Annotated in this window: 1 protein-coding gene; it reads left to right on the top strand. The window is 72.3% G+C overall.

Annotation, left to right across the window (positions count from 1 at the left end):
• Nucleotides 1-58 precede the first annotated feature (58 nt).
• Complete coding sequence (locus tag AC3CHW_RS05805; protein ID WP_488469774.1) at nucleotides 59-24,952, top strand: type I polyketide synthase; 24,894 nt, start codon at nucleotides 59-61, stop codon at nucleotides 24,950-24,952.
• Nucleotides 24,953-24,987: the final 35 nt, after the last annotated feature.

Here is a 24,987-nt window from a genome sequence, read left to right as displayed (position 1 = left end):
GTTCTCTGGCCTCCTTTCATTCTTCAGTCTTCTTTGACTCGTAACAGGCAAGGGTTTCATGGTGAACGAAGATAGGCTTCGGGACTACCTCAAGCGGGTAACGGCTGATCTGCACCAAGCGCGCCAACGCCTGCGCGAGCTGGAGGCAGGAGAGCAGGAACCCATCGCGATCGTGGCGATGAGCTGCCGTTTCCCGGGTGGTGTGGGGAGCCCCGAGGATTTGTGGCGGCTGGTGGCCGGCGGTGGTGATGCCATATCCGATTTCCCGTCCAATCGCGGATGGGACGTGGAGGGAATGTACGACCCGGACCCCGAGAGTTCGGGGACGTTCTACTCCCGTGAGGGTGGTTTCCTTCACGACGCGGACGAGTTCGACGCGGGTTTCTTCGGGATCTCGCCGCGTGAGGCCCTTGCCATGGACCCGCAGCAGCGGCTGCTGCTTGAGACCTCGTGGGAGGTCTTCGAGCGGGCGGGCATCGCTCCGGGGTCGGTGAAGGGCCGGCGTGGCGGTGTGTTCGTGGGAGCCGCCACCTCGGGCTACGGGGCGGACGTCGTCGGCTTCCCCGAGGAGATCGAGGGCCACCTGCTGACCGGTACGGCGACTTCGGTCGTATCGGGCCGTATCTCGTACACGCTCGGTCTTGAGGGACCCGCGGTGACGGTGGACACGGCGTGCTCGTCGTCGCTGGTCGCGCTGCACCTGGCCGCGCAGGCGCTGCGCCAGGGCGAGTGTGACCTGGCCCTTGCCGGCGGTGCCACGGTGATGTCCACACCGGGTGCCTTCGTGGAGTTCAGCCGCCAGCGCGGGCTGGCCCCCGACGGCCGCTGCAAGCCGTTCGCGGACGCGGCGGACGGCACGGGTTGGTCCGAGGGCGTCGGCATGCTGCTTGTGGAGCGGCTGTCCGACGCGCGCAAGAACGGCCACCCGGTGCTGGCGATCGTGCGGGGTTCGGCGGTCAACCAGGACGGTGCCAGCAACGGTCTGACCGCGCCCAACGGCCCGTCCCAGCAGCGAGTGATCCGCGACGCGCTGGCGAGTGCCCGTCTGGCTGCCGCCGATGTGGACGTGGTGGAGGGCCACGGGACCGGTACGTCCCTGGGCGACCCGATCGAGGCGCAGGCGCTGTTGGCCACCTACGGCCAGGAGCGGCCGGAGGGCCGTCCGCTGTGGCTGGGTTCGCTGAAGTCGAACCTCGGCCACACGCAGGCCGCGGCCGGGGTCGCGGGTGTTATCAAGATGGTGATGGCGATGCGGCATGGTGTGTTGCCGCAGTCGCTGCATGTGGATGAGCCGTCGCGGCAGGTGGACTGGTCGGCGGGTGAGGTGCGGCTGCTGACGGAGGCCACCCAGTGGCCGGAGACCGGGCATCCGCGTCGGGCCGGTGTCTCCGCCTTCGGCGTGAGCGGTACCAACGCCCACACCATCATCGAGCAGGCTCCGCCGGCCGAGGAAGAGACCGGGGAGAGTCCGGCTCCCGGCGTTGACAGTGGTGTGGCCACGTGGTTGCTGTCGGCGCGTGGTGCGGACGCGTTGCGGGCGCAGGCGGCGCGGCTCAGGGCGTTCCTGTCGGAGCGGGACGAGTGGAGCGCGCTGGATGTCGGCCACTCGCTGGTGGCGACGCGGTCGATATTCGAGCACCGTGCGGTGGTGTCGGGCGTGAGTCGTGCGGAACTCCTCGCCGGACTCGATGCCGTCGCATCCGGCGAAGCCGCCCCGGGACTGGTCCAGGGCGTGGCCGGGACGGCCGTCAAGACCGCGTTCCTGTTCTCGGGTCAGGGTGCGCAACGCCTGGGCATGAGCCGGGAGTTGTACGAGACGTTCCCGGTGTTCGCCCAGGCTCTGGACGAGGTGTGCGCGCACCTGGACGTCGTGCTTGACCGTCCGTTGCGGGACGTGATGTTCGCGGCGGAGGGCAGTGCGGATGCCGAACTGCTGGACCGGACCGCGTTCACGCAGCCCGCGCTCTTCGCCGTCGAGGTGGCGTTGTTCCGGTTGCTTGAGCACTGGGGTGTCACCCCGGATGTGGTGATGGGCCACTCCATCGGTGAGATCGCCGCCGCGCACGTGGCCGGGGTCTTCTCCCTGGAGGACGCGTGCACGCTGGTCGCGGCGCGTGGCCGGCTGATGCAGGCGCTGCCTGAGGGCGGCGCGATGGTGGCCATCCAGGCATCGGAGGAGGAGGTCGCCGGCTCGCTGGCCGGTCGTGAGGCCGAGGTGAGCGTCGCGGCGGTCAACGGCCCGACGGCCGTGGTCATCGCGGGCGACGAGACCGCCGTACTGGAGGTTGCCGCACAGTGGGCCGAGCAGGGCCGTAAGACCAACCGCCTGCGGGTCAGCCATGCCTTCCACTCGCCCCGCATGGACGCCATGCTGGACGACTTCCGCCGCGTCGCGCGGGGCCTGACCTTCCGGACTCCCACCCTGGCCCTGGTCTCCAATGTCACCGGAGAGCCGGTCGGGGCCGACGATGTCCGCTCGCCCGAGTACTGGGTGCGGCATGTGCGCGCGGCCGTGCGGTTCGCCGACGGCGTTCGGTCCCTCCAGGCCCAGGGCGTCACCGCGTACATCGAGGTGGGCCCCGACGGTGTGCTCTCGGCGATGGCGCGGGACTGCCTGGCGGGCGAGGCGGCTTCGGCCCCGGCCGTGGTGCCGGTCCTGCGCAAGGACCGGCCGGAGGTTCAGGCGCTGACGGCGGCGCTGACCGAGGCCCATGTGCACGGTGTGACGGTCGGCTGGGAGCAGGTCTTCGCCGGGCGCGGTGCGCGGACGGTGGAGCTGCCGACGTACGCCTTCCAGCGTCAGCGCTACTGGCTGGAGGGCACGGGCGGAGCCTCGGGCGCCTTTGCCGCGGTGGACTCGGTGGACGCGCGGTTCTGGGACGCGGTGGAGCGCGAGGACCTGGAGGCACTGGCACAGGCGCTGGACGTCGACGGGAGCGGCTCGCTGGGCGAGTTGCTGCCCGCGCTTTCCTCGTACCGCCGTCAGCGGCGCGACCGGGCCACGGTCGACGGCTGGCGCTACCGGATCTCGTGGAAGCCGGTCTCGGAGACCCCCGCGGTCACACTGCCGGGTACCTGGCTCGTGGTCGTTCCCGCGTCCGGTGTCGCCGACGCGTTCGCGGACTCGGTGTCCGCCGCACTCCAGCGGCACGGCGCCGATGTCGTACGTCTGGTGGCGGACGAGGCCGACCTCGCCCCCGGCGCGCTGGCCGGGCGACTGCGTGACATGGCCACCGAGCCGTCCGGGCTCGGCGGTGTGCTGTCCCTGCTGGGGGTGGACGAGCGGCCCTGCACCGAGCACCCGGTGGTCTCGCGCGGCCTCGCGCTGACGCTGACGCTGGTGCGCGCCCTGGCCGAGACGGACATCCGCGCCCGCCTGTGGTGCGCCACCCGGGGTGCCGTGTCGGTGGGCCGTTCCGACCAGCTCACCAGCGCCGTGCAGGCGGAGATCTGGGGTCTGGGCCGGGTGGCCGCCCTGGAGCACCCGCGGATATGGGGCGGTCTGGTCGATCTGCCCGAGACCGTGGACGAGCGCGCCGCCGCGCGACTGGCCTGGGCCCTGTCCGCCGGAGACGGCGAGGACCAGGTGGCGGTACGCGGATCCGGAGCGTACGCCCGGCGCCTGACCCGCGTCACGGTCGGCAACGGGTCGGCGGAGCGCGCGTGGCGCCCCCGGGGCTCGGTGCTGATCACCGGCGGCACCGGGGCCCTGGGCGCCCAGGTGGCGCGCTGGGCCGCGCGCGAGGGCGCGGAGCACCTGGTGCTGACGAGCCGTCGGGGCCCGTCGGCCGACGGCGTTTCCGAACTCACCGCGGAGCTTGAGGCACTCGGCGCCGAGGTGACCGTGGTGGCCTGCGACGCCGCCGACCGGGACGCCCTGGCCGAGGTGCTGGCCGCCGTACCGGAGCGGTATCCGCTGACCGCCGTCGTGCACGCGGCGGGCATCCTGGACGACGGTGTGCTCGACGGCCTGACCGTCGGCCAACTCGCCGGCACCCTGGCCGCGAAGGCCGAGGGTGCGCGTCATCTGCACGAGCTGACCGCGGAGCTGCCGCTGGACGCGTTCGTGCTGTTCTCCTCGTTCGCCGGTGCCGTCGGCGGCGCCGGCCAGGCCGCCTACGCGGCGGCCAACGCCTACCTCGACGCGTTGGCACAGCACCGCCGGGCCCAGGGCCTGGCCGCCACCGCGGTCGCCTGGGGCCCGTGGGCCGAGAGCGGGATGGCCGCGAGCGGCCGAGCCGGGGAGCGGGCGCGCGGCGGGCCACTGCCCCCCATGACTCCCTCGCTGGCCCTGGACGCGCTGGGCTGGGCCGCCGGCCATGACGAGGCCGCGCTGGTCGTGGCCGACATCGACTGGGCCGGCATGGCCTCCATGCTGAGCGCCGGTCCCAGCGCCCTGGTCAGCGACATCCCCGAGGCACGTGAGCTGCTGACCGCCGCGGCCGGCACCATCGGCCAGGCCGGTCCGGGCCATGACCTGCGCGGACAACTGGCCGGACAGTCGGACGAGGAACAGCGGCTCTTCCTGCTGGACCTCGTCCGCACCCACGCGGCCTCGGCACTCGGCCACTTCTCGGCCGACTCCGTCGAGCCGGGCCGCGCCTTCCGGGACCTCGGGTTCGACTCCCTGACGGCCATCGAGCTGCGTAACCGACTCGACCTGGCCACCGGCCTGAGCCTGCCCGCCACCCTCATCTTCGACTACCCGACCGCCGAGGTGCTCGCCGACCACCTACGGCGGGAGCTGGGCACAGCCCACGTCGAGGCCGCCACCTCGGCGGTCCCGCACCGCGTGCGGCCGGATGACGACGACCCCATCGCGATCGTGGCGATGAGCTGCCGCTTCCCCGGAGGCGTGGAGAGCCCGCGGGACCTGTGGCGACTCCTGGCCGAGGGCGGCGACGGCATCGCCGGGTTCCCCGGCGACCGGGGCTGGGACGTCGAGGGCATGTACCACCCGGACCCCGAGCACCCGGGCACCTTCTACGCCCGCGAGGGCGGATTCCTCTACGGGGCGCCCCAGTTCGACCCCACCTTCTTCGGGATCTCGCCGCGCGAGGCGACCGCCATGGACCCGCAGCAGCGGCTGCTCCTTGAGACGTCCTGGGAGGCGTTCGAGTACGGAGGCGTCAAACCGGCCGCGCTGCGTGGCAGCCGTACCGGTGTGTTCGTCGGCACCAACGGCCAGGACTACTCCACGATCATGCTCGACGCCGTCGAGGACTTCGGCGGCCACGTGGGCACGGGCAGTGCGGCCAGCGTGGTGTCCGGGCGCATCTCGTACACCTTCGGCCTTGAGGGGCCCGCGGTGACGGTGGACACGGCGTGTTCGTCGTCGCTCGTCGCCCTGCATCTCGCGGTGCAGGCACTGCGTCAGGGCGAGTGCGACATGGCGCTCGCCGGTGGCGTGTCGGTCATGTCGACACCCGGCGCCTTCGTGGAGTTCAGCCGCCAGCGTGGGCTGGCCCCCGACGGCCGCTGCAAGCCGTTCGCGGAGGGCGCGGACGGTACGGGCTGGTCCGAGGGTGTCGGCATGCTGCTCGTGGAGCGGCTGTCGGACGCGCGCAGGAACGGCCACCCGGTGCTGGCGGTGGTCCGCGGCAGCGCCATCAACCAGGACGGCGCCAGCAATGGACTGACGGCGCCGAACGGTCCTTCGCAGCAGCGGGTGATCCGGCAGGCGCTGGCCAGCGCCGGACTGTCCGCCGCCGAGGTCGACGCGGTCGAGGCGCACGGTACGGGGACGACGCTGGGTGACCCGATCGAGGCCCAGGCGCTGCTGGCCACCTACGGCCAGGAGCGGCCGGAGGCCCGCCCGCTGCTGCTGGGCGCCATCAAGTCCAACATCGGTCATACGCAGGCCGCCGCGGGCGTGGCCGGGGTCATCAAGATGGTGATGGCGATGCGGCACGGCGTGCTGCCGCGGACCCTCCACGTGGATGAGCCGTCGAGCCAGGTGGACTGGTCGGCGGGTGAGGTGCGGCTGCTGACGGAGGCCACCCAGTGGCCCGAGACCGGCCGTCCGCGTCGGGCGGGCATCTCCTCGTTCGGGCTGAGCGGGACCAACGCCCACACCATCATCGAGCAGGCCCCCGAGCTGGAAGAGGCGGTGGCCTCGGAAGCGGCCGGGCCCGGGACACCGGTGACGACGGACGTGGTGCCGTGGCTGGTCTCCGGGAAGAGCCGGGAGGCGCTGCGGGCGCAGGCCGAGCGGCTGTACGGGGACGTGGCGGCTCGCGAGGACGTCAGGGCGCTGGACGTCGGCCACACGCTGGCGGCCAGGTCGGTGTTCGAGCACCGTGCCGTGCTGGTCGGCGAGGACCGGGAGACCCTGCTGCGTGGCCTGCGGGCCGTCGCGGAGGGTGGCATCGCCTCGGGAGTCGTCCAGGGGCAGGCCGTAACCGGTGGCAGGACGGCGTTCCTGTTCTCGGGTCAGGGCGCGCAACGCCTGGGTATGGGCCGGGAGTTGTACGAGGCGTTCCCGGTGTTCGCCCGCGCCTTGGACGAGGTGTGCGCGCACCTGGATGTGCTGCTTGACCGTCCGTTGCGGGACGTGATGTTCGCGGCGGAGGACAGTGCGGACGCCGAGCTGCTGGATCGGACGGGGTTCACGCAGCCGGCGTTGTTCGCCGTCGAGGTGGCGTTGTTCCGGTTGCTGGAGCACTGGGGTGTCACTCCTGATGTGCTCATCGGTCACTCGGTGGGTGAGATCGTTGCCGCGTATGTGGCGGGGGTGTTCTCGCTGGAGGACGCGTGCGCGCTGGTGGCCGCGCGTGGTCGGTTGATGCAGGCGCTGCCTGAGGGTGGCGCGATGGTGGCCATCCAGGCATCGGAGGAGGAGGTCGCCGGCTCGCTTGTCGGTCGTGAGGCCGAGGTGAGTGTCGCGGCGGTCAACGGCCCGACGGCCGTGGTCATCGCGGGCGACGAGACCGCCGTGCTGGAGGTCGCCGCACAGTGGGCCGAGCAGGGCCGTAAGACCAGCCGCCTGCGGGTCAGCCACGCCTTCCACTCGCCCCGTATGGACGCGATGCTGGACGACTTCCGTGACGTCGTCACCGGTCTGTCCTTCCAGGCACCGGCCATCGCCCTGGTCTCGAACGTGACCGGCGAGGCGGCGGGCCCCGACGAGGTGTGCTCGCCGGAGTACTGGGTGCGCCATGTCCGGGAGGCCGTGCGGTTCGCGGACGGCATGCGGGCGCTCAGCGCCCAGGGCGTCACCAGGTTCCTGGAGGTCGGCCCCGACGGTGTGCTGTCCGCGATGGCGCGGGACTGCCTGACGCCGGACGAGGCAGCGGCCTCGGCCGTGGTGCCGGTCCTGCGCAAGGACCGCCCCGAGGCCCGGGCGCTGACGACGGCGCTGGCCGAACTCCACGTCCACGGCGCCTCGGTGGAGTGGGAGTCCGTCTTCGCCGGGCGCGGCGCGCGGATGGTCGAGCTGCCGACGTACGCCTTCCAGCGTGAGCGGTACTGGCCCGAGGTGTCCCTCTCCCTGAGCGGCTTGGACGCACGGGGCGCCGCCGATTCGGTGGACGCGCGGTTCTGGGACGCGGTCGAGCGCGAGGATCTCGAAGCGCTCACCGAGGCGCTCGCCGTCGACGGCGAGACGCCGCTGAGCGCGGTGCTGCCGGCGCTGTCCACGTACCACCGCGACAGGCGTGACCGGTCCACGGTCGACAACTGGCGCTACCGCGTGGCGTGGAAGCCCGTCTCCGACGTGGCCGGCGGGTCGCTGTCGGGGACGTGGCTGGTGGTTGTTCCGGCGTCGCGTGCCGAGGACGAGTGGGTGACGGAGGCCGTCGCCGGGCTCCGGCGCCATGGCGCCGATGTGGTGGCGCTGGTGGCGGACGAGCGCGACCTCGACGCCGGGGCGCTGGGGGAGCGGCTGCGCGCCGCGGTCGCCGAAACGCCCGCTGTGGGTGGCGTGCTGTCGCTGCTCGCCCTGGACGAGGAGCCCTCCTCCCGGCACCCCGAGCTGCCCAGCGGCCTCGCCCTGACGCTGACCCTGGTGCGGGCCATGGCGGACACGGGCATCGAGGCTTCGCTGTGGTGCGGCACGCGGGGCGCGGTCTCGGTGGGCCGTTCCGAGCGGCTCAGCCGTCCGGCGCAGGCGATGGTGTGGGCGTTGGGCCGGGTGGCCGCGTTGGAGCTGCCGGGGCTGTGGGGCGGTCTGGTCGATCTGCCCGAGGTGTTGGATGAGCGTGCGGTCGCGCGGCTGGTGGGTGTGCTGTCCGCCGAGGTCGGTGAGGGCGGGGAGGATCAGGTCGCGGTGCGTGGTTCTGGTGTGTTCGTGCGTCGTTTGGCCCGGTCGGCGGCGCCTGTTGCTGATGTGGCGTCGTGGCGGGTGCGTGGCACGGTGTTGGTGACCGGTGGTACGGGTGCGCTGGGTGGCCGGGTGGCTCGCTGGCTGGTGGGTAATGGTGCCGAGCATCTGGTGTTGACCAGCCGTCGTGGCCTTGAGGCGCCGGGTGCGCCCGAGCTGCGTGAGGAACTTGAGGCCCTAGGCGCCCGGGTGACCGTGGTGGCCTGTGATGTGGCTGATCGAGAGCAGTTGGCCGCGGTGCTGGACGCCGTGCCTGAGGAGTACCCGCTCGCGGCGGTGGTTCACGCCGCGGGTGCCAACGCGGCGGGACCGCTGGCCGAGACGACGGTGGCCGATGCCGCCGCTGTGATCTCCGGCAAGGTGGCCGGCGCCGTCAACCTGGACGCGTTGCTGGGCGATCGTGAGTTGGACGCGTTCGTGGTGTTCTCCTCGATCGCGGGTGTGTGGGGCAGCGGTGGTCAGGCTGCTTACGCCGCGGCCAACGCCTATCTGGACGCGTTGGTGGAGGACCGCCGGGGCCGGGGCCTGGCTGGTACGGCTGTGGCCTGGGGGCCGTGGGCGGAAAGCGGTATGGCGGCCGGCGACGGTGGCGACCAGTTGGCCCGTCGTGGGCTGCCCGCGATGGCGCCAGAACTGGCTCTCGCGGCGTTGCGTGGAGCGGTCGCGGGTGATGACGGCGTGCTGACGGTCGTCGACGTGGACTGGGAGCGGTTCGCACCCGCGTTCACGATGGGGCGGCCCAGCCCGCTCCTCGGCGACCTGCCCGAGGTCGCATCGGCCCTGGAGCAGGCCCGTGCCGCCGAGGAGAGCCACGCCGAGGGCGGTTCGGCACTGCGGGAGCGTCTGGCGGGGCTGACCGAGGCCGAGATCGACCGGGCCCTGCTCGACCTCGTGCGTGGTCAGGCCGCGGCGGTGCTCGGTTTCGCGGGTGCGGAGGTGGTTGAGCCGGGGCGGGCGTTCAAGGAGCTGGGTTTCGACTCGCTTACCGCGGTGGAGTTCCGTAACCGGTTGAACGCGGAGACGGGGTTGGTGTTGCCGGCCACGTTGGTCTTCGACTTCCCGAGTTCTGTGGTGCTGGCTGGTCATCTGCGTGCCGAGGTGTTGGGTACGCGGGAGGCGGTGGTGGTGCCTTCGGCGGTGGGGGCCTCGGTCGATGACGACCCGATCGCGATCGTCGGGATGAGCTGCCGCTTCCCGGGCGGCGTCGGAAGCCCCGAGGACCTGTGGAACCTCGTCGCGGCCGGCACGGACGCCATCACGGACTTCCCCTCCGACCGGGGCTGGGATGTCGACGGGATGTACGACCCGGACCCGGAACGCCTGGGCACGTTCTACGCCCGCGAGGGCGGGTTCCTCGACGGGGCGGGCGAGTTCGATGCCGCCTTCTTCGGGATCTCGCCGCGTGAGGCCCTTGCCATGGACCCGCAGCAGCGGCTGCTGCTCGAGACGTCCTGGGAGGCGTTCGAGCGCGCCGGCATCGACCCGGCGTCCGTACGCGGCAACCAGATCGGCGTCTACGTCGGCGCCGCGACCTCCGGCTACGGAACGGGACTGCACGAGATCCCCGAGGGACTCGAAGGGCAGTTGCTGACCGGCAGTGCCACCTCGGTCGTCTCCGGTCGTATCTCCTACACGCTGGGTCTTGAGGGGCCGGCGCTGACGGTGGACACGGCGTGCTCGTCGTCGCTGGTCGCCCTGCACCAGGCCGCGCAGGCACTGCGTCAGGGCGAGTGCGACATGGCGCTCGCCGGCGGTGTCACCGTGATGACCAACCCGGCCGCCTTTGTCGAGTTCAGCCGCCAGCGTGGCCTGGCCCCCGACGGCCGCTGCAAGCCGTTCGCGGACGCCGCGGACGGTACGGGCTGGTCCGAGGGTGTGGGGATGCTGCTGGTGGAGCGGCTGTCCGACGCCCGGCGCAACGGCCACGAGGTGCTGGCGATCGTGCGCGGCTCGGCCGTCAACCAGGACGGCGCGTCCAACGGCCTCACGGCGCCCAACGGGCCGTCCCAGCAGCGGGTGATCCGACAGGCCCTCGCCAACGCCGGAGTGTCCGCCGCCGACATCCACGTGGTGGAGGCGCACGGTACGGGGACGACGCTGGGTGACCCGATCGAGGCGCAGGCGCTGCTGGCCACCTACGGCCAGGAGCGCCCGGAAAACCTGCCGCTGTGGCTGGGATCGCTCAAGTCGAACCTCGGTCACACGCAGGCCGCGGCCGGTGTCGCCGGTGTCATCAAGATGGTGATGGCGATGCGGCACGGCGTACTGCCGAAGACGCTGCACGTGGACGAGCCGTCGCACCAGGTGGACTGGTCGGCGGGTGAGGTGCGGCTGCTCACGGAGGCCACCGAGTGGCCCGAGACCGGGCATCCGCGTCGGGCCGGTGTCTCCGCCTTCGGCGTGAGCGGTACCAACGCGCACACCATCATCGAGCAGGCCCCGCCGGTCGAGGACGAGGCGCGGCCCGCTCCGGCCCCCGCCGACGACCACGGCCTGGCCCCCTGGACGCTCTCCGCCCGGAGCCCGGAAGCCCTGCGCGCCCAGGCCGAGCGGCTGCGGACCCACCTGATCGACGGGGCCGAGCACGGCGTTCTGGACATCGCCGAATCGCTGGTCGCCACACGATCGGTGTTCGAGCACCGCGCGGTGCTGCTGGGCACCGAACGCGAGACGCTGCTGCGCGGCCTGGAGACCCTCGCCGCGGGCGACGACGCCCCCGGCATCGTCCAGGGGCAGGCCGCAGGCGGCGGCAAGACCGCGTTCCTGTTCACCGGCCAGGGCGCGCAACGCCTGGGTATGGGCCGGGAGTTGTACGAGACGTTCCCGGTGTTCGCCCGCGCCCTGGACGAGGTGTGCGCGCACCTGGACGTCGTGCTTGACCGTCCGCTGAAGGACGTGATGTTCGCCGCCGAGGGCAGTGCGGATGCCGAGCTGTTGGACGGGACCGCGTTCACACAGCCCGCGCTCTTCGCCGTCGAGGTGGCGTTGTTCCGGCTCCTTGAGCACTGGGGGATCACCCCGGACGTGCTCATCGGCCACTCCGTCGGTGAGATCGCCGCCGCGCATGTGGCCGGGGTGTTCTCGCTCCAGGACGCGTGCACGCTGGTCGCCGCCCGTGGTCGGTTGATGCAGGCCCTGCCGGACGGTGGGGCGATGGTCGCCATCGAGGCGTCCGAGGAGGAGGTCGCCGGCTCGCTGGCCGGTCGTGAGGCCGAGGTGAGCGTCGCGGCGGTCAACGGCCCGACGGCCGTGGTCATCGCGGGCGACGAGGTCGCCGTACGGGAGATCGCCGGTCAGTGGTCGGAGCAGGGCCGCAAGACCCGCCGCCTGCGGGTCAGCCACGCGTTCCACTCGCCCCGTATGGACGCCATGCTGGACGACTTCCGTGCGGTCGCGCGGACGCTCGCCTACCACAGCCCGTCCGTCGCGTTCATCTCGAATGTCACGGGTGAGCAGGCCGGTGCCGACGAGGTGTGCGCGCCGGAGTACTGGGTGCGGCATGTGCGGGAGACCGTCCGCTTCCTCGACGGGGTGCGGGCCCTCGAAGCGCGGGGTGTCACCGCGTACGTCGAGGTGGGCCCCGACGGCGTGCTGTCGGCCATGGCCCAGGACTGCCTGACCCGACCGGCCGCCGACATCACGGCCGAGGACACAGCGGCCCCCCTGTTGGTGCCGGTGCTGCGCAAGGACCGTCCCGAGACACAAGCGCTCGTCGCGGCCCTCGCCGAGATCCACGTCCACGGCGAAACCGTCGACTGGCGGACCTTCTTCGCGGGACGCGGCGCCCGCCGCGTGGACCTTCCCACCTACGCGTTCCAGCACCAGCGCTACTGGCTGGAGGCCGGTACCTCGGCGGGCGACGCCTCCGCCTTCGGCCTCGACCCCGCCGACCACCCACTGCTCGGCGGCGCCGTCCCCCTCGCGGGCGCCGACGGCCTGTTGTTCACCGGAACCCTCTCGCTGCGTACCCAGCCCTGGCTGGCGGACCACGTCCTGCGCGGCGAGGCGGTCCTGGCGACCACGGCCCTCGTCGAACTGGCCATCCGCGCCGGTGACGAGGTCGGCCTCGGCCATGTGGAAGAACTCGTCATCCAGGCGCCGCTGGCTGTCCCCCGAGGGGGCGGTGTCCAGATCCAGCTCGTCCTCGGCGAGGAGGACGAGACCGGCACCCGTTCGCTGGAGATGTACTCACGAGTGGGTGAGGACGCGGACGAGGACGCGGACGAGTGGATCTGCCACGCCAGCGGTGTGCTCGCTCCGGAGCCGGACGACGCCACGGCCGCCGAGGCGGCGGCGGGCTTCACCGCATGGCCCCCGCCCGGCGCCGAGCGCGTCGAGGTGGCCGGCCTGTACGAGTCGCTCGCCGGCGACGGCCTCGTCTACGGCCCCTCCTTCCGTGGCCTGCGCGCGGTGTGGCAGCGCGACGACGAGGTGTTCGCCGAGGTCAGCCTCGCTGAGGAGTCCGTCGTGGACGCCCAGCGGTTCGGGCTGCACCCGGCCCTGCTAGACGCGGCGTTGCAGCCGCTCGGCCTCGGCGTGCTGGACGGTGTGGGGCGCGGACGCATGCTGTTCAGCCTCGCCGGGATATCGCTGTACGCGTCCGGTGCCTCCGCGCTGCGCGTCAGGCTCGCCCGTACGGGCCCGGAGACCCTCGCCCTGACCGCGGTCGACGGAGCCGGTGACACCGTGCTCACCGCCGACACGCTGACCCTGCGCCAGGTCACCCCGGAGCAGCCGGAGACCACCCCGGCGGTCGACGCGGCCGAGACTCTGCCCGAGCCCGCCGCCTCGCCCGAGCCCGCCACCTCGCCCGAGCCCGCCGCCTCGCCCGAGCCCGCCACCTCGCCCGAGCCCGCCGTCTCGCCCGAGGTGGTCGCCGAAAACCCTGTGGCGGAGACCTCCTCCGCCAAGCCGTCACGCCGCCGCAAGGCCGCGCGGCGCTCCGCCAAGCGGGGCGGAACGGATTCGGGGCCGCTCGCCGCGCTGCGGGAGCGGTTGGCCGGGCTCTCCGAGCCCGAGCAGGACCGGATGCTGCTCGAAGTGATCCGTACGCATGTCGCGGCGGTGCTCGGACACGCCTCGGCTGGCGCCGTCCAGGGCTCGCAGGCGTTCAAGGACCTCGGCTTCAGCTCGCTGACCGCCGTCGAGTTCCGCAACCGGGTGAGCAAGGCCATCGGTCTGCGGCTCCCGGCGACGGCCGTGTTCGACTACCCGACCCCCGCCGAACTCGCCAAGTTCACCCGTGCCGAGATCCTCGGCGCGGAGACCGGAGCGGTGCGGCCGGTGCCGGTCGCGGTGGCGGGCAACGACGATCCGATCGTCATCGTGGGAATGAGCTGCCGCTACCCCGGAGAGGTGACCACCCCGGAGGACCTGTGGCACCTGGTCGCCGAAGGCCGGGACGGCATCTCTCCCTTCCCGACCGATCGTGGCTGGGACGTGGAGAACCTCTACGACCCGGACCCGGACGAGCCGGGCAAGTGCTACACGCGGGAAGGCGGCTTCCTGCACGGCGCCAGCCAGTTCGACCCGGCGTTCTTCGGGATCTCGCCGCGTGAGGCGCTCTCGATGGACCCGCAGCACCGGCTGCTGCTTGAGACCTCGTGGGAGGCGCTGGAGCGGGCCGGTATCGACCCGGTCTCCGCGAAGGGCAGCCAGACCGGTGTCTACGCGGGCGTGACCTACCAGGACTACGGCGGTGTCCTCGCCGGATCCCAGGACAACGTCGAGGGCTACATCGGCACCGGCGTCTCGCCCAGCGTGCTCTCCGGCCGCATCTCCTACACCCTGGGCCTCGAAGGGCCGGCGGTGACGGTGGACACGGCGTGTTCGTCGTCGCTGGTCGCCCTGCACCTCGCGTGGCAGGCGCTGCGCCAGGGTGAGTGCGACCTGGCGCTCGCCGGTGGTGTGACGGTGATGTCCACACCGATGTCGCTGATCGAGTTCAGCCGCCAGCGCGCGCTCGCCTCCGACGGCCGCAGCAAGCCGTTCTCGGCCGCCGCGGACGGCGCAAGCTGGGCCGAGGGCGTCGGCATGCTCGTCCTCGAACGACTCTCGGACGCCCGCCGCAACGGACACCCCATCCTCGCCGTGGTGCGGGGCAGCGCGGTGAACCAGGACGGCGCGAGCAACGGCCTCACGGCGCCCAACGGCCCCTCGCAGCAGCGGGTCATCCGGCAGGCACTGGCGAACGCCCGCCTGTCGGCCGCCGAGATCGACGCGGTCGAGGCGCACGGTACGGGCACGTCGCTGGGCGACCCGATCGAGGCGCAGGCGCTGCTGGCCACGTACGGCCAGGAGCGCCCCGAGGGCCAGCCACTGTGGCTGGGGGCCATCAAGTCCAACATCGGGCATTCGCAGGCCGCCGCCGGTGTCGGTGGCGTCATCAAGATGGTGATGGCGATGCGGCACGGCGTACTGCCGAAGTCGCTGCACATCGACGAGCCGTCGCCGATGGTGGACTGGACGGCCGGCGACGTCGAGCTGCTGGCCGAGGCCAGGCCGTGGCCGGAGACGGGGCATCCGCGTCGGGCGGGTGTGTCGGCGTTCGGCATGAGCGGCACCAACGTGCACACCATCCTGGAACAGGCCCCCGAGGCCGAGGGGGCCGAGGCGGTCGAGAAGGCCGAGCCCGTCGGAACCGAGCCCGTCGGGACCGGGGCCGTCGACGGCCCGGTGGCGTGGGTCGTGTCCGGCAAGAGCAGCGACGCGCTGCGGGACCAGGCCGACAGGCTGCGGAAGTTCGTGACCGAGCGCCCCGAGCTGAGCGCCGCCGATGTGGCGCTCTCCCTGGCGACGACCAGGTCCGCGTTCCAGTACCGGGGCGCGGTGACCGGGACCAGCCGTGAGCAGCTCGTCGAGCGCCTGGAGGCCATGGCCGAGGGCGCGAGGACGCCGGGCGTGGTCCGCGCCAACGCCATCGAGGCACCTGGCCGTTCGGTGTTCGTGTTCCCGGGGCAGGGTGCGCAGTGGGTGGGTATGGCGGTGGGGTTGTTGGACTCCTCGCCGGTGTTCGCGGAGGCGGTGGGTGAGTGTGAGGCGGCCCTGTCGGCGTATGTGGACTGGTCGTTGACGGATGTGCTGCGTGGTGCCGAGGGTGCGCCCGGGTTTGGCCGGGTGGATGTGGTGCAGCCGGTGTTGTTCGCGGTGATGGTGTCGCTGGCGAAGTTGTGGCGTTCGGTGGGTGTCGAGCCGGACGCGGTGATGGGTCACAGCCAGGGTGAGATCGCGGCGGCCTGTGTGGCGGGCGCGTTGTCGCTGGAGGATGCCGCCAAGGTGGTGGCGCTGCGGTCGCGGGCCATCGCCGCCGGTCTCGCGGGCCGTGGTGGCATGGTGTCGGCGGGTCTGCCGGTCGATCAGGTCAAGGAGCGCATCGCCGCCTGGGACGGCGCGATATCGGTTGCCGCGGTCAACGGCCCGGGCTCGGTCGTCGTCTCGGGTGATCCGGGTGCGTTGGATGAGATGGTGGTCCAGCTTGAGGGTGAGGAGGTGCGGGTTCGCCGGGTGCCGGTGGACTACGCCTCGCACTCCGCGCACGTGGAGGCGATCCGCGAGGAGCTGCTGAAGGTCCTGACGGACCTGGAGCCGCGTACCGCGCAGGTGCCGTTCTACTCGACGGTCTCCGGTGAACTGGTGGACACCGCCGCTCTGGACGCGGAGTACTGGTACCGGAACCTGCGTCAGACGGTGGAGTTGGAGGCCACGACCCGCCTCCTGCTCGGTGACGGTCACACCGTGTTCGTCGAGGTGAGCCCGCACCCGGTGCTCACCCTTCCCGTGCAGCAGACCGTGGAGGCCGCTGACGCCCAGGCCGTGGTCGTCGGCACGCTGCGGCGCGACGAGGGCGGGGCCGAGCGGTTCCTGACCTCGATCGCCGAGTTGCATGTCAACGGCGCCGACGTCGACTGGCGGAAGGTGTTCGCCGGACACGGTGGCCGGCAGGTCGACCTGCCGACGTACGCCTTCCAGCGGCAGCGGTACTGGCCGCAGCCGGGCGAGGACGGCGGGTTCGGCAACGGCCCCGTCTCCGAGACCGACTCGGTGGACGCCCGGTTCTGGGAGGCCGTCGAGCGCGAGGACCTCGAAGGGCTCGCGCAGACGTTGGAGCTCGACGGGGAGGCCCCGCTGAGCGCGGTGCTGCCCGCCCTGTCGTCGTACCGGCGAGGCAGGCGTGACCGCTCCACGGTCGACAACTGGCGCTACCGGATCAACTGGAAGCCCCTCATCGACCAGCCGTTGTCCGGCTCCGGGCAGGAGCAGGGCGCCCCGATCACCGGTACCTGGGCGATCGTCGTCCCGCCGGTCGACGCCGCCCGTGAACTGGCGGAGCGCGTCGCACGGGACGTGGAGCGCCACGGTGCCCGCGTGGTGCGGGTCGACCTGGACGCGACGGAGCCGGAGCGGTCCTCGCTGGCCGGACTCCTGCGGGCCGCGGCCCCCGGCACGTCCGCCACGGACGGTTCCGAGCAGGACGGGACGCTCGCGATCGACGGAGTGCTCTCCCTGCTCGCGCTCGACGAGGAGGCGCTCGTGGGACACCCGGGCGTACCGCGCGGCTTCGCCGGCACGGTGGCCCTGGTCCAGGCGCTCGCCGACATCGACATCGACGTGCCGTTGTGGCTCGCCACCGCCGGTGCCGTGTCCGTGGGCCGCTCCGACCGGGTCGGCAGCGTCAAGCAGTCCCTGGTGTGGGGTCTGGGCCGGGTGGTCGGCCTGGAGTACGCACAGCGCTGGGGCGGTCTCGTCGACCTGCCCGAGTCGTCGGACGCGCTCGACGAGCGGGCCCTGAACCGTCTGGTCGGCCTGATCGGGCGCTCCGGTGACGAGGACCAGGTGGCGGTGCGCGCCTCCGGGGTCTTCGCGCGGAGGCTGGTCCGGGCGCCCCTGGGCGACGCCCGGCCGGCCCGTGCCTGGCAGCCTCGGGGCAGCGTTCTGATCACCGGTGGTACGGGTGCTCTCGGTGGCCGTCTCGCCCGTTGGCTGGCCCGTGGCGGCGCCGAGCACCTGGTGCTCACCAGCCGCCGTGGCCCGGACGCCCCCGGCGCGGCCGAGTTGAGGGACGAACTGACCGCACTGGGCGCGCGGGTCACCGTCGCCGCCTGTGACGCCGCCGACCGTGACGCGCTGCGGGCGCTCCTCGACGGGCTACCCGCGGAGTACCCGCTGACCGGTGTGGTGCACGCGGCCGGTGTGCTGGACGACGGCCTCGTCGACACCCTCACCGTCCCCAGGACGCAGGGGGTCTTCCGGCCCAAGGTGGACGCCGCGGTCAACCTCCACGAGTTGACCCAGGACCTGGACCTGTCCGCGTTCATCCTCTTCTCGTCCTACGCCGGAACCGTCGGCGGTGCCGGTCAGGGCAGCTACGCCGCCGCGAACGCCTTCCTCGACGCCCTGGCGCAGCAGCGCCGGGCCCAGGGGCTGGCCGCGACCTCGGTGGCGTGGGGCGCCTGGGGTGGCGGGGGTCTCGTCGACGACGCCACCGCGGCCCAGTTGAAGCGGCGCGGTATGCCGCCGCTGGTGCCCGAACTGGCCGTCGAGGCCCTTCAGCAGGCGCTCGACCACGACGAGGTGGACATCACCGTCGCCGATGTGGACTGGGAGCGTTACGCCCCCGGGTTCGCCTCCGCCCGGCCGCGTCCGCTGCTCAACGAGCTGCCGGAGGTGCGGCGGGCCCTGGAGGAGGCGGAGGCCGAGCTGGGCGCGGCCCTCACCGGGCTGGCCGTACGCCTCGAAGGGCTGTCGGCCGCCGAACGCGAGACGGAGGTCCTCGACCTCGTCAGGACCCACGCCGCCGAGGTGATCGGTTACCCGAACGCCGACGCGGTGGAGCCGGAGCGGGCCTTCAGGGACATCGGGTTCGACTCGCTGACCGCCGTGGAGCTGCGCAACGGGCTCAGCGCGGCGGCCGGTGTGAACCTTCCGATCACCATGGCCTTCGACTACCCGACGCCCACGGCGCTCGCCCGGTTCATCCTCGGCGAGGTGCTGGGCACCGTGCCCGCGCCGGCCGATGAGCCGCCGGTGGTCACGGGCACGGTCGTGGACGACGACCCGATCGCGATCGTGTCGATGAGCTGCCGCTTCCCCGGCGGGGTGCGTACCCCGGAGGACCTGTGGCGACTGGTCTCCGAGGGCAGCGACGTGATCAGCGCCTACCCGACCAACCGTGGCTGGGACCTGGACGACCTGTACGACCCGGACCCGGAGAACACGGGCACCAGCTACGCCAGCGGCGGCGGTTTCGTCTACGACGCCGACGAGTTCGACCCGGCGTTCTTCGGGATCGCGCCCCGCGAGGCGCTGACCATCGACCCGCAGCAGCGGCTGCTGCTTGAGACGTCCTGGGAGGCGATCGAGCGGGCGGGCATCGACCCCACGTCGCTCAAGGGAAGCCGGACCGGCGTCTTCGCCGGAAGCAACGGCCAGGACTACATCGGCCTGCTGCTGACCGCCCCGGGCGGCCCCGACGGCTACCTCGGAACCGGTAACGCGGGCAGCGTCGTGTCGGGCCGCGTCTCCTACACCCTCGGCCTCGAAGGGCCGGCCGTCACGGTGGACACGGCGTGCTCCTCGTCCCTGGTGGCACTGCACATGGCCGTGCAGTCGCTGCGTCAGGGGGAGTGCTCCATGGCGCTGGCCGGCGGTGTCACGATCATGTCCACCCCGGGCTCGTTCGTGGACTTCAGCCGCCAGAAGGGGCTGTCGTCGGACGGGCGCTGCAAGGCGTTCGCGGCCTCGGCCGACGGTACGGGCTGGGGCGAGGGTGTCGGCGTGCTGCTCCTTGAGCGGCTGTCGGACGCGCGGCGCAACGGCCACCCGGTCATGGCGATCGTGCGCGGCTCCGCCGTCAACCAGGACGGCGCCAGCAACGGCCTGACGGCGCCCAACGGGCCGTCGCAGCAGCGGGTGATCCGGCAGGCGCTGGCCAGCGCCGACCTCGCCGCCCACCAGGTGCACGCGGTCGAGGCACACGGCACCGGCACCCGGCTGGGTGACCCGATCGAGGCGCAGGCGCTGCTGGCCACGTACGGCCAGGGGCGGCCCGAGGACCAGCCGCTGTGGCTGGGCTCGATCAAGTCGAACATCGGTCACACGCAGGCCGCGGCCGGTGTCGCGGGTGTCATCAAGATGGTGATGGCCATGCGCGAGGGCGTGCTGCCCAAGACGCTCCACGCGGACGAGCCCACACCACACGTGGACTGGACGGCCGGCGAGGTCCGACTGCTGACCGCGCCGACCGCGTGGCCGGAGAACGGCGAACCGCGGCGGGCGGGCATCTCCTCGTTCGGCATCAGCGGTACCAACGCCCACACCATCATCGAGCAGGCCCCGGAACGCGAGGAGCCGGAGGCGGTGTCGCGGGCCGGCACGGACGGCCTCTCGACCGGTGCGCGAACGCTCCCCTGGACGATCAGCGGCAAGGGCGCCGCGGCGCTGCGCGCGCAGGCGCGCGGCCTGCGCGACCACCTGGCGGACCACCCCGAACTCGACCTGGGCGACGTGGGTTACTCGCTCACGGTCTCCCGGTCCGTCTTCGACCACCGCGCCGTCCTCCTGAACGGCGACCGGGACGCGCTGCTGAGCGGTCTCGACGCCATCGCCTCGGGCGCCACGGCCCCCGGGGTCGTCCAGGGGTCGGTGGGCACCGGCGGGAAGACGGCGTTCCTGTTCTCGGGCCAGGGCGCGCAGCGCCTGGGTATGGGCCGGGAGTTGTACGAGGCGTTCCCGGTGTTCGCTCAGGCTCTGGACGAGGTGTGCGCGCACCTGGACGTCGTCCTTGACCGTCCGCTGCGCGAGGTGATGTTCGCGGCCGAGGACGGTGCGGACGCCGAACTGTTGGATCGGACGGGGTTCACGCAGCCGGCGTTGTTCGCCGTCGAGGTGGCGTTGTCCCGGTTGCTGGAGCACTGGGGTGTCACTCCTGATGTGCTCATCGGCCACTCGGTGGGTGAGGTCACGGCCGCGTATGTGGCGGGGGTGTTCTCGCTGGAGGACGCGTGCGCGTTGATCGCGGCGCGCGGTCGGTTGATGCAGGCGCTGCCGTCCGGTGGGGCGATGGTGGCCATCCAGGCATCGGAGGAGGAGGTCGCCGGGTCGCTTGCTGGTCGTGAGGCCGAGGTGAGTGTCGCGGCGGTCAACGGCCCGACGGCCGTGGTGATCGCGGGTGACGAGGCCGCGGTGCTGGAGATCGCCGAGGACTGGGCCGGACAGGGCCGCAAGACCCGTCGCCTGCGGGTCAGCCACGCCTTCCACTCGCCCCGTATGGACGCGATGCTGGACGACTTCCGCGAGGTCGTCGAGGGGCTGACCTTCCAGGCACCGTCGATCTCCCTGGTCTCCAACCTCACGGGTGCGCCGGCGGGCGCGGAGCAGGTGTGCTCGGCGGAGTACTGGGTGCGCCACGTGCGCGAGGCCGTGCGGTTCGCCGACGGGGTACGGGCGCTGGAGAAGCTCGGAGTGACCTCGTTCCTGGAGGTGGGCCCCGACGGAGTGCTCACCGCGATGGCGCAGGACTGTCTGGCGGCCGACGAGGCCGGAGGCGCGCGCGTCCTCGTCCCCGTACTGCGCAGGAACCGCCCCGAGATCCAGTCGCTGACCACGGCGCTGGCGGAACTCCACGTCCACGGCACCACCGTGAACTGGTCGACGGCGTTCACCGGACACGACGTCCGGCGGGTGGAGCTGCCCACCTACGCGTTCCAGCGGCAGCGCTACTGGCCGAAGGCCGGCGGCCCCATGACCGGGGACGTGGCCTCCGTCGGACTCAGCTCCCCCAACCACCCGCTGCTGGGTGCCGGGGTCGAACTCGCGGGCAGCGACGGATTCCTGTTCACCAGCAGGCTGTCGGTGCAGAGCCAGCCCTGGCTGGCCGACCACGCGATCGCGGGCGCGGCCTTGTTCCCGGGGACCGGATTCCTCGAACTGGCCATCCGCGCGGCCGACCAGGTCGGCTGCGGCCGGGTCGAGGAGGTCACCCTGGCCACCCCGATGGTCCTGCCCGAGAACGAACAGGTCCAGGTGCAGCTGTGGGTGGATGACGCGGACGAGACGGGCCACCGCTCGATCGGCCTCTACTCCCGCCCGGCCGACGCCTCCTCGGGTGAGCCGTGGACGCAGCACGCGGCCGGCGCGCTGGCCCCTGCCGGCCCCGAGCCGTCGTTCGACCTGGGCGTATGGCCCCCGGCGGACGCGGAAGCGCTGGACATCAGCGACTTCTACGAGCGCTTCGCCGCCTCCGGCTTCGCCTACGGCCCGGTGTTCCAGGGCCTGCGGGCGGCCTGGCGCGCCGGCGACGACGTCTACGTCGAGGTCAGCCTCGGCGAGGAGCACGCGTCACTGGCGGCCGACTTCGGCCTCCACCCGGCGCTGCTTGACGCCGCCGTGCAGGCGGTGACCTTCGTCGCCCTGGAGGACGTCGGGCTCTCCCGGCTCCCGTTCTCCTGGAGCGGGGTGTCGCTTCACGCCGGTGGCGCGTCCACGCTGCGGGTACGCCTCACCCAGTTGGGGCCGGACTCCATCTCCCTCGCGGTGGCCGACGGAACAGGCCGCCCCGTGGCATCGATCGAGTCCCTCGTACTGCGCCCGGTGTCCGTGGACCACATCGACACGGCCAGGACGTCGGCGTTCCGCGACTCGCTGTTCACGCTGGACTGGACCCCCGTGCCGGCCGTCACCCCGGCGGACGCCGCCACGGCCAGCTGGGCCGTGGTGGGCACCGACCACTACGGACTGGCCGCCGGCGCGATCGCCGGAGCCCAGGTGACCGCCTACGCCGACCTCGACGCCCTGGGCGCCGCGATCGACGACGGCGCCACCGCCCCGGAGGCCGTGCTGGTCTCCTACGCGCCGGGCCTCGACGACGAGGCGGCGCAGGGCAGGCCCAAGAGCAGGCCCAAGGGCAAGGCGAAGGGCAAGGGCAAGGCCAAGCGGGGCCTGGAGCCCGTGGACGCCATCCACGCGGTGACGCACCACACGCTCGGCATGATCCAGGGCTGGCTCGGCGACCGCCGGTTCGCTTCCTCCCGGCTGGTCTTCGTGACCTCGGGCGCCATGGCACCCGAGGACCGCGACGAGACCCCGGACCTGATCCACGCCCCGCTGTGGGGCATGGTGCGGTCCGCGCAGTCGGAGAACCCGAACTGCTTCGTCCTGGTGGACCTCGACGAGGACGAGGCGTCCAAGGCGGTACTGCCCGCGGTGCTCGCCACCGACGAGCCGCAGGCCGTGGTCCGCGAGGGCACGGTGCTCGGCCAGCGCATGGCCCGGGTCTCCTCGGGCACCGCGCTGCTGCCGCCCGCCGGGGTGCGGGACTGGCGGCTGGACATGCACGCCAAGGGGACCCTGGAGAACCTGGCGCTGCTGCCCAGCCCGGACGCCGCGGAGGAACTCGGCGCGACCGAGATCAGGGTGGCGCTGCGCGCCGCTGGCCTGAACTTCCGCGACGTGCTCAACGCCCTCGGGATGTACCCCGGGGAGGCCGGGCCGCTCGGTGGTGAGGGTGCCGGAGTGGTGACCGAGGTCGGCTCCGCGGTGAAGGACCTCGTCCCCGGCGACAAGGTGATGGGCATCTTCAGCGGGTCGTTCGGCCCGTTCGCCATCACCGACCGGCGCGTCGTCGCCCGGGTCCCGGAGAGCTGGACGTTCGAGCAGGCGGCCTCCACCCCGATCGTCTTCCTGACGGCCTACTACGCCATGGTGGACCTGGCTGGTCTGAAGGCCGGCCAGTCGGTGCTGGTGCACTCCGCCGCGGGCGGCGTGGGCATGGCCACGCTCCAGTTGGCACGGCACCTCGGCGCCGAGGTCTTCGGTACCGCGAGCGAGGGCAAGTGGGACACCCTGCGGTCGCTGGGCCTGGACGACGAGCACATCGCGTCGTCCCGGACGCTGGACTTCGAGAAGCGCTTCCTCGAAGCGACCGGCGGGCGCGGCATGGACGTGGTGCTCGACTCGCTGGCGCGGGAGTTCGTGGACGCCGGCCTGCGGCTGCTGCCGAGCGGCGGCCGGTTCCTGGAGATGGGCAAGACCGACATTCGGATTCCGGAAGAGGTGGCCGCCGAGTACCCCGGCGTCTCCTACCAGGCGTTCGACCTGATCGAGGCGGGACCCGACCGCATCAACGAGATGTGGAACGACCTGATCTCGCTCTTCGAGCAAGGGGTCCTGCGACCGCTGCCGGTGCGCACCTGGGATGTCCGCAGGGCACCCGACGCGTTCCGCTTCCTCAGCCAGGCACGCCACACCGGCAAGGTGGCGCTGACGATGCCGAGGACGCTGGACGGCCGTGGGACGGTGTTGATCACGGGTGGTACGGGTGGTCTGGGTGCGTTGTTGGCTCGTCATCTGGTGGTGGAGCACGGTGTGCGTTCTCTGGTGTTGACGAGTCGTCGTGGTGTGGAGGCGCCGGGCGCGGTGGAGTTGGTGGCGGAGTTGGCTGGGCTTGGTGCTCAGGCGCGGGTGGTGGCGTGTGATGTGGCTGATCGTGGCGCGGTGGAGGGTGTGTTGGCTGGGATCGGGTCTGAGTACCCGTTGTCGGCTGTGGTGCATGCGGCGGGTGTGCTGGATGACGGTGTGGTGGAGTCGTTGACGCCGGAGCGGGTGGATCGGGTGTTGCGTCCCAAGGTGGACGCGGCGTTGCACCTGCACGAGCTGACCCGCGACCTCGACCTCTCCGCGTTCATCCTGTTCTCCTCCGTCTCCGGAACCTTCGGCGGCGCGGGCCAGGCCAACTACGCGGCGGGCAACGCCTTCATGGACGCCCTCGCCCAGCACCGCAGGGCCGCGGGCCTCGCGGCGGCCTCCCTCGTATGGGGGCCGTGGACGCAGGACGGCGGCATGACCACCGAACTGGCCGACGCCGACGTCACCCGGATGACCAGGACCGGCATGGTCGCCCTCACCCCCGAGGCCGGGCTCGCGCTGTTCGACGCGACCCGCGATCTCGACGGCGCCGTCCTGGTGCCCATGACGATGGACATGTCCTCGGTGGGCGAGCCGGTACCCGCGCTCCTGCGCGGACTGGTGCGCGCACCCGCGCGCCGGGCCGCGGAGTCGGCGGCCACGAGCACCACGGCCGATCCGGCCGCCGCGCTCAAGCAGCACCTGGCCGGGAAGTCCGAGACGGAGCGCGAGCGCGTCCTGGTGGACCTGGTCTGCGACCAGGTGGCCGTCGTCCTCGGCTACGCGTCGGGGCAGGCGATCGAACCCGGACACGCCTTCAAGGACCTGGGCTTCGACTCCCTGTCGGCCGTCGAGCTGCGCAACCGGCTCAACGCGATCACCGGGACACGGCTGCCGGCCACCCTGGTGTTCGACTACCCGACGCCGGCGTCGCTCGCACGGTTCCTGCGCGAGGAGGTCGTCCCCGCCGACGAGCCCGCGACCGAGCACGTCTTCGGAGAACTGGACCAACTGGAATCCACCCTGTCGGCCCTCGCGTCCGACAGCACGACGCACGCCCAGGTCATGGCGCGGCTCCAGGGGATGGTGGCGAAGTGGTCCACCGGCGGTACCGGCCAGGTGGCGGGCGCCGTGATGGTGGCGGACGACGACCTGGACGACAGCAGCGAGATCGAATCGGCCACCGCCGACGACATCTTCAAACTCATCGATGACGAATTCGGAATGTCCTGACGTGGCGAGCTGGAACTCACAGAGTGTTTCAAGGG

It is taken from the genome of Streptomyces sp. MGP-BFMKR1 (genome assembly GCF_057766585.1).
Note: the sequence above shows the minus strand (reverse complement) of the source record. Positions and strands in the feature narration are given on the sequence as shown.

Coding starts and splice junctions, on each gene's coding strand:
- AC3CHW_RS05805 (WP_488469774.1), top strand. CDS start 59: ATGGTGAACGAAGATAGGCTTCGGGACTACCTCAAGCGGGTAACGGCT.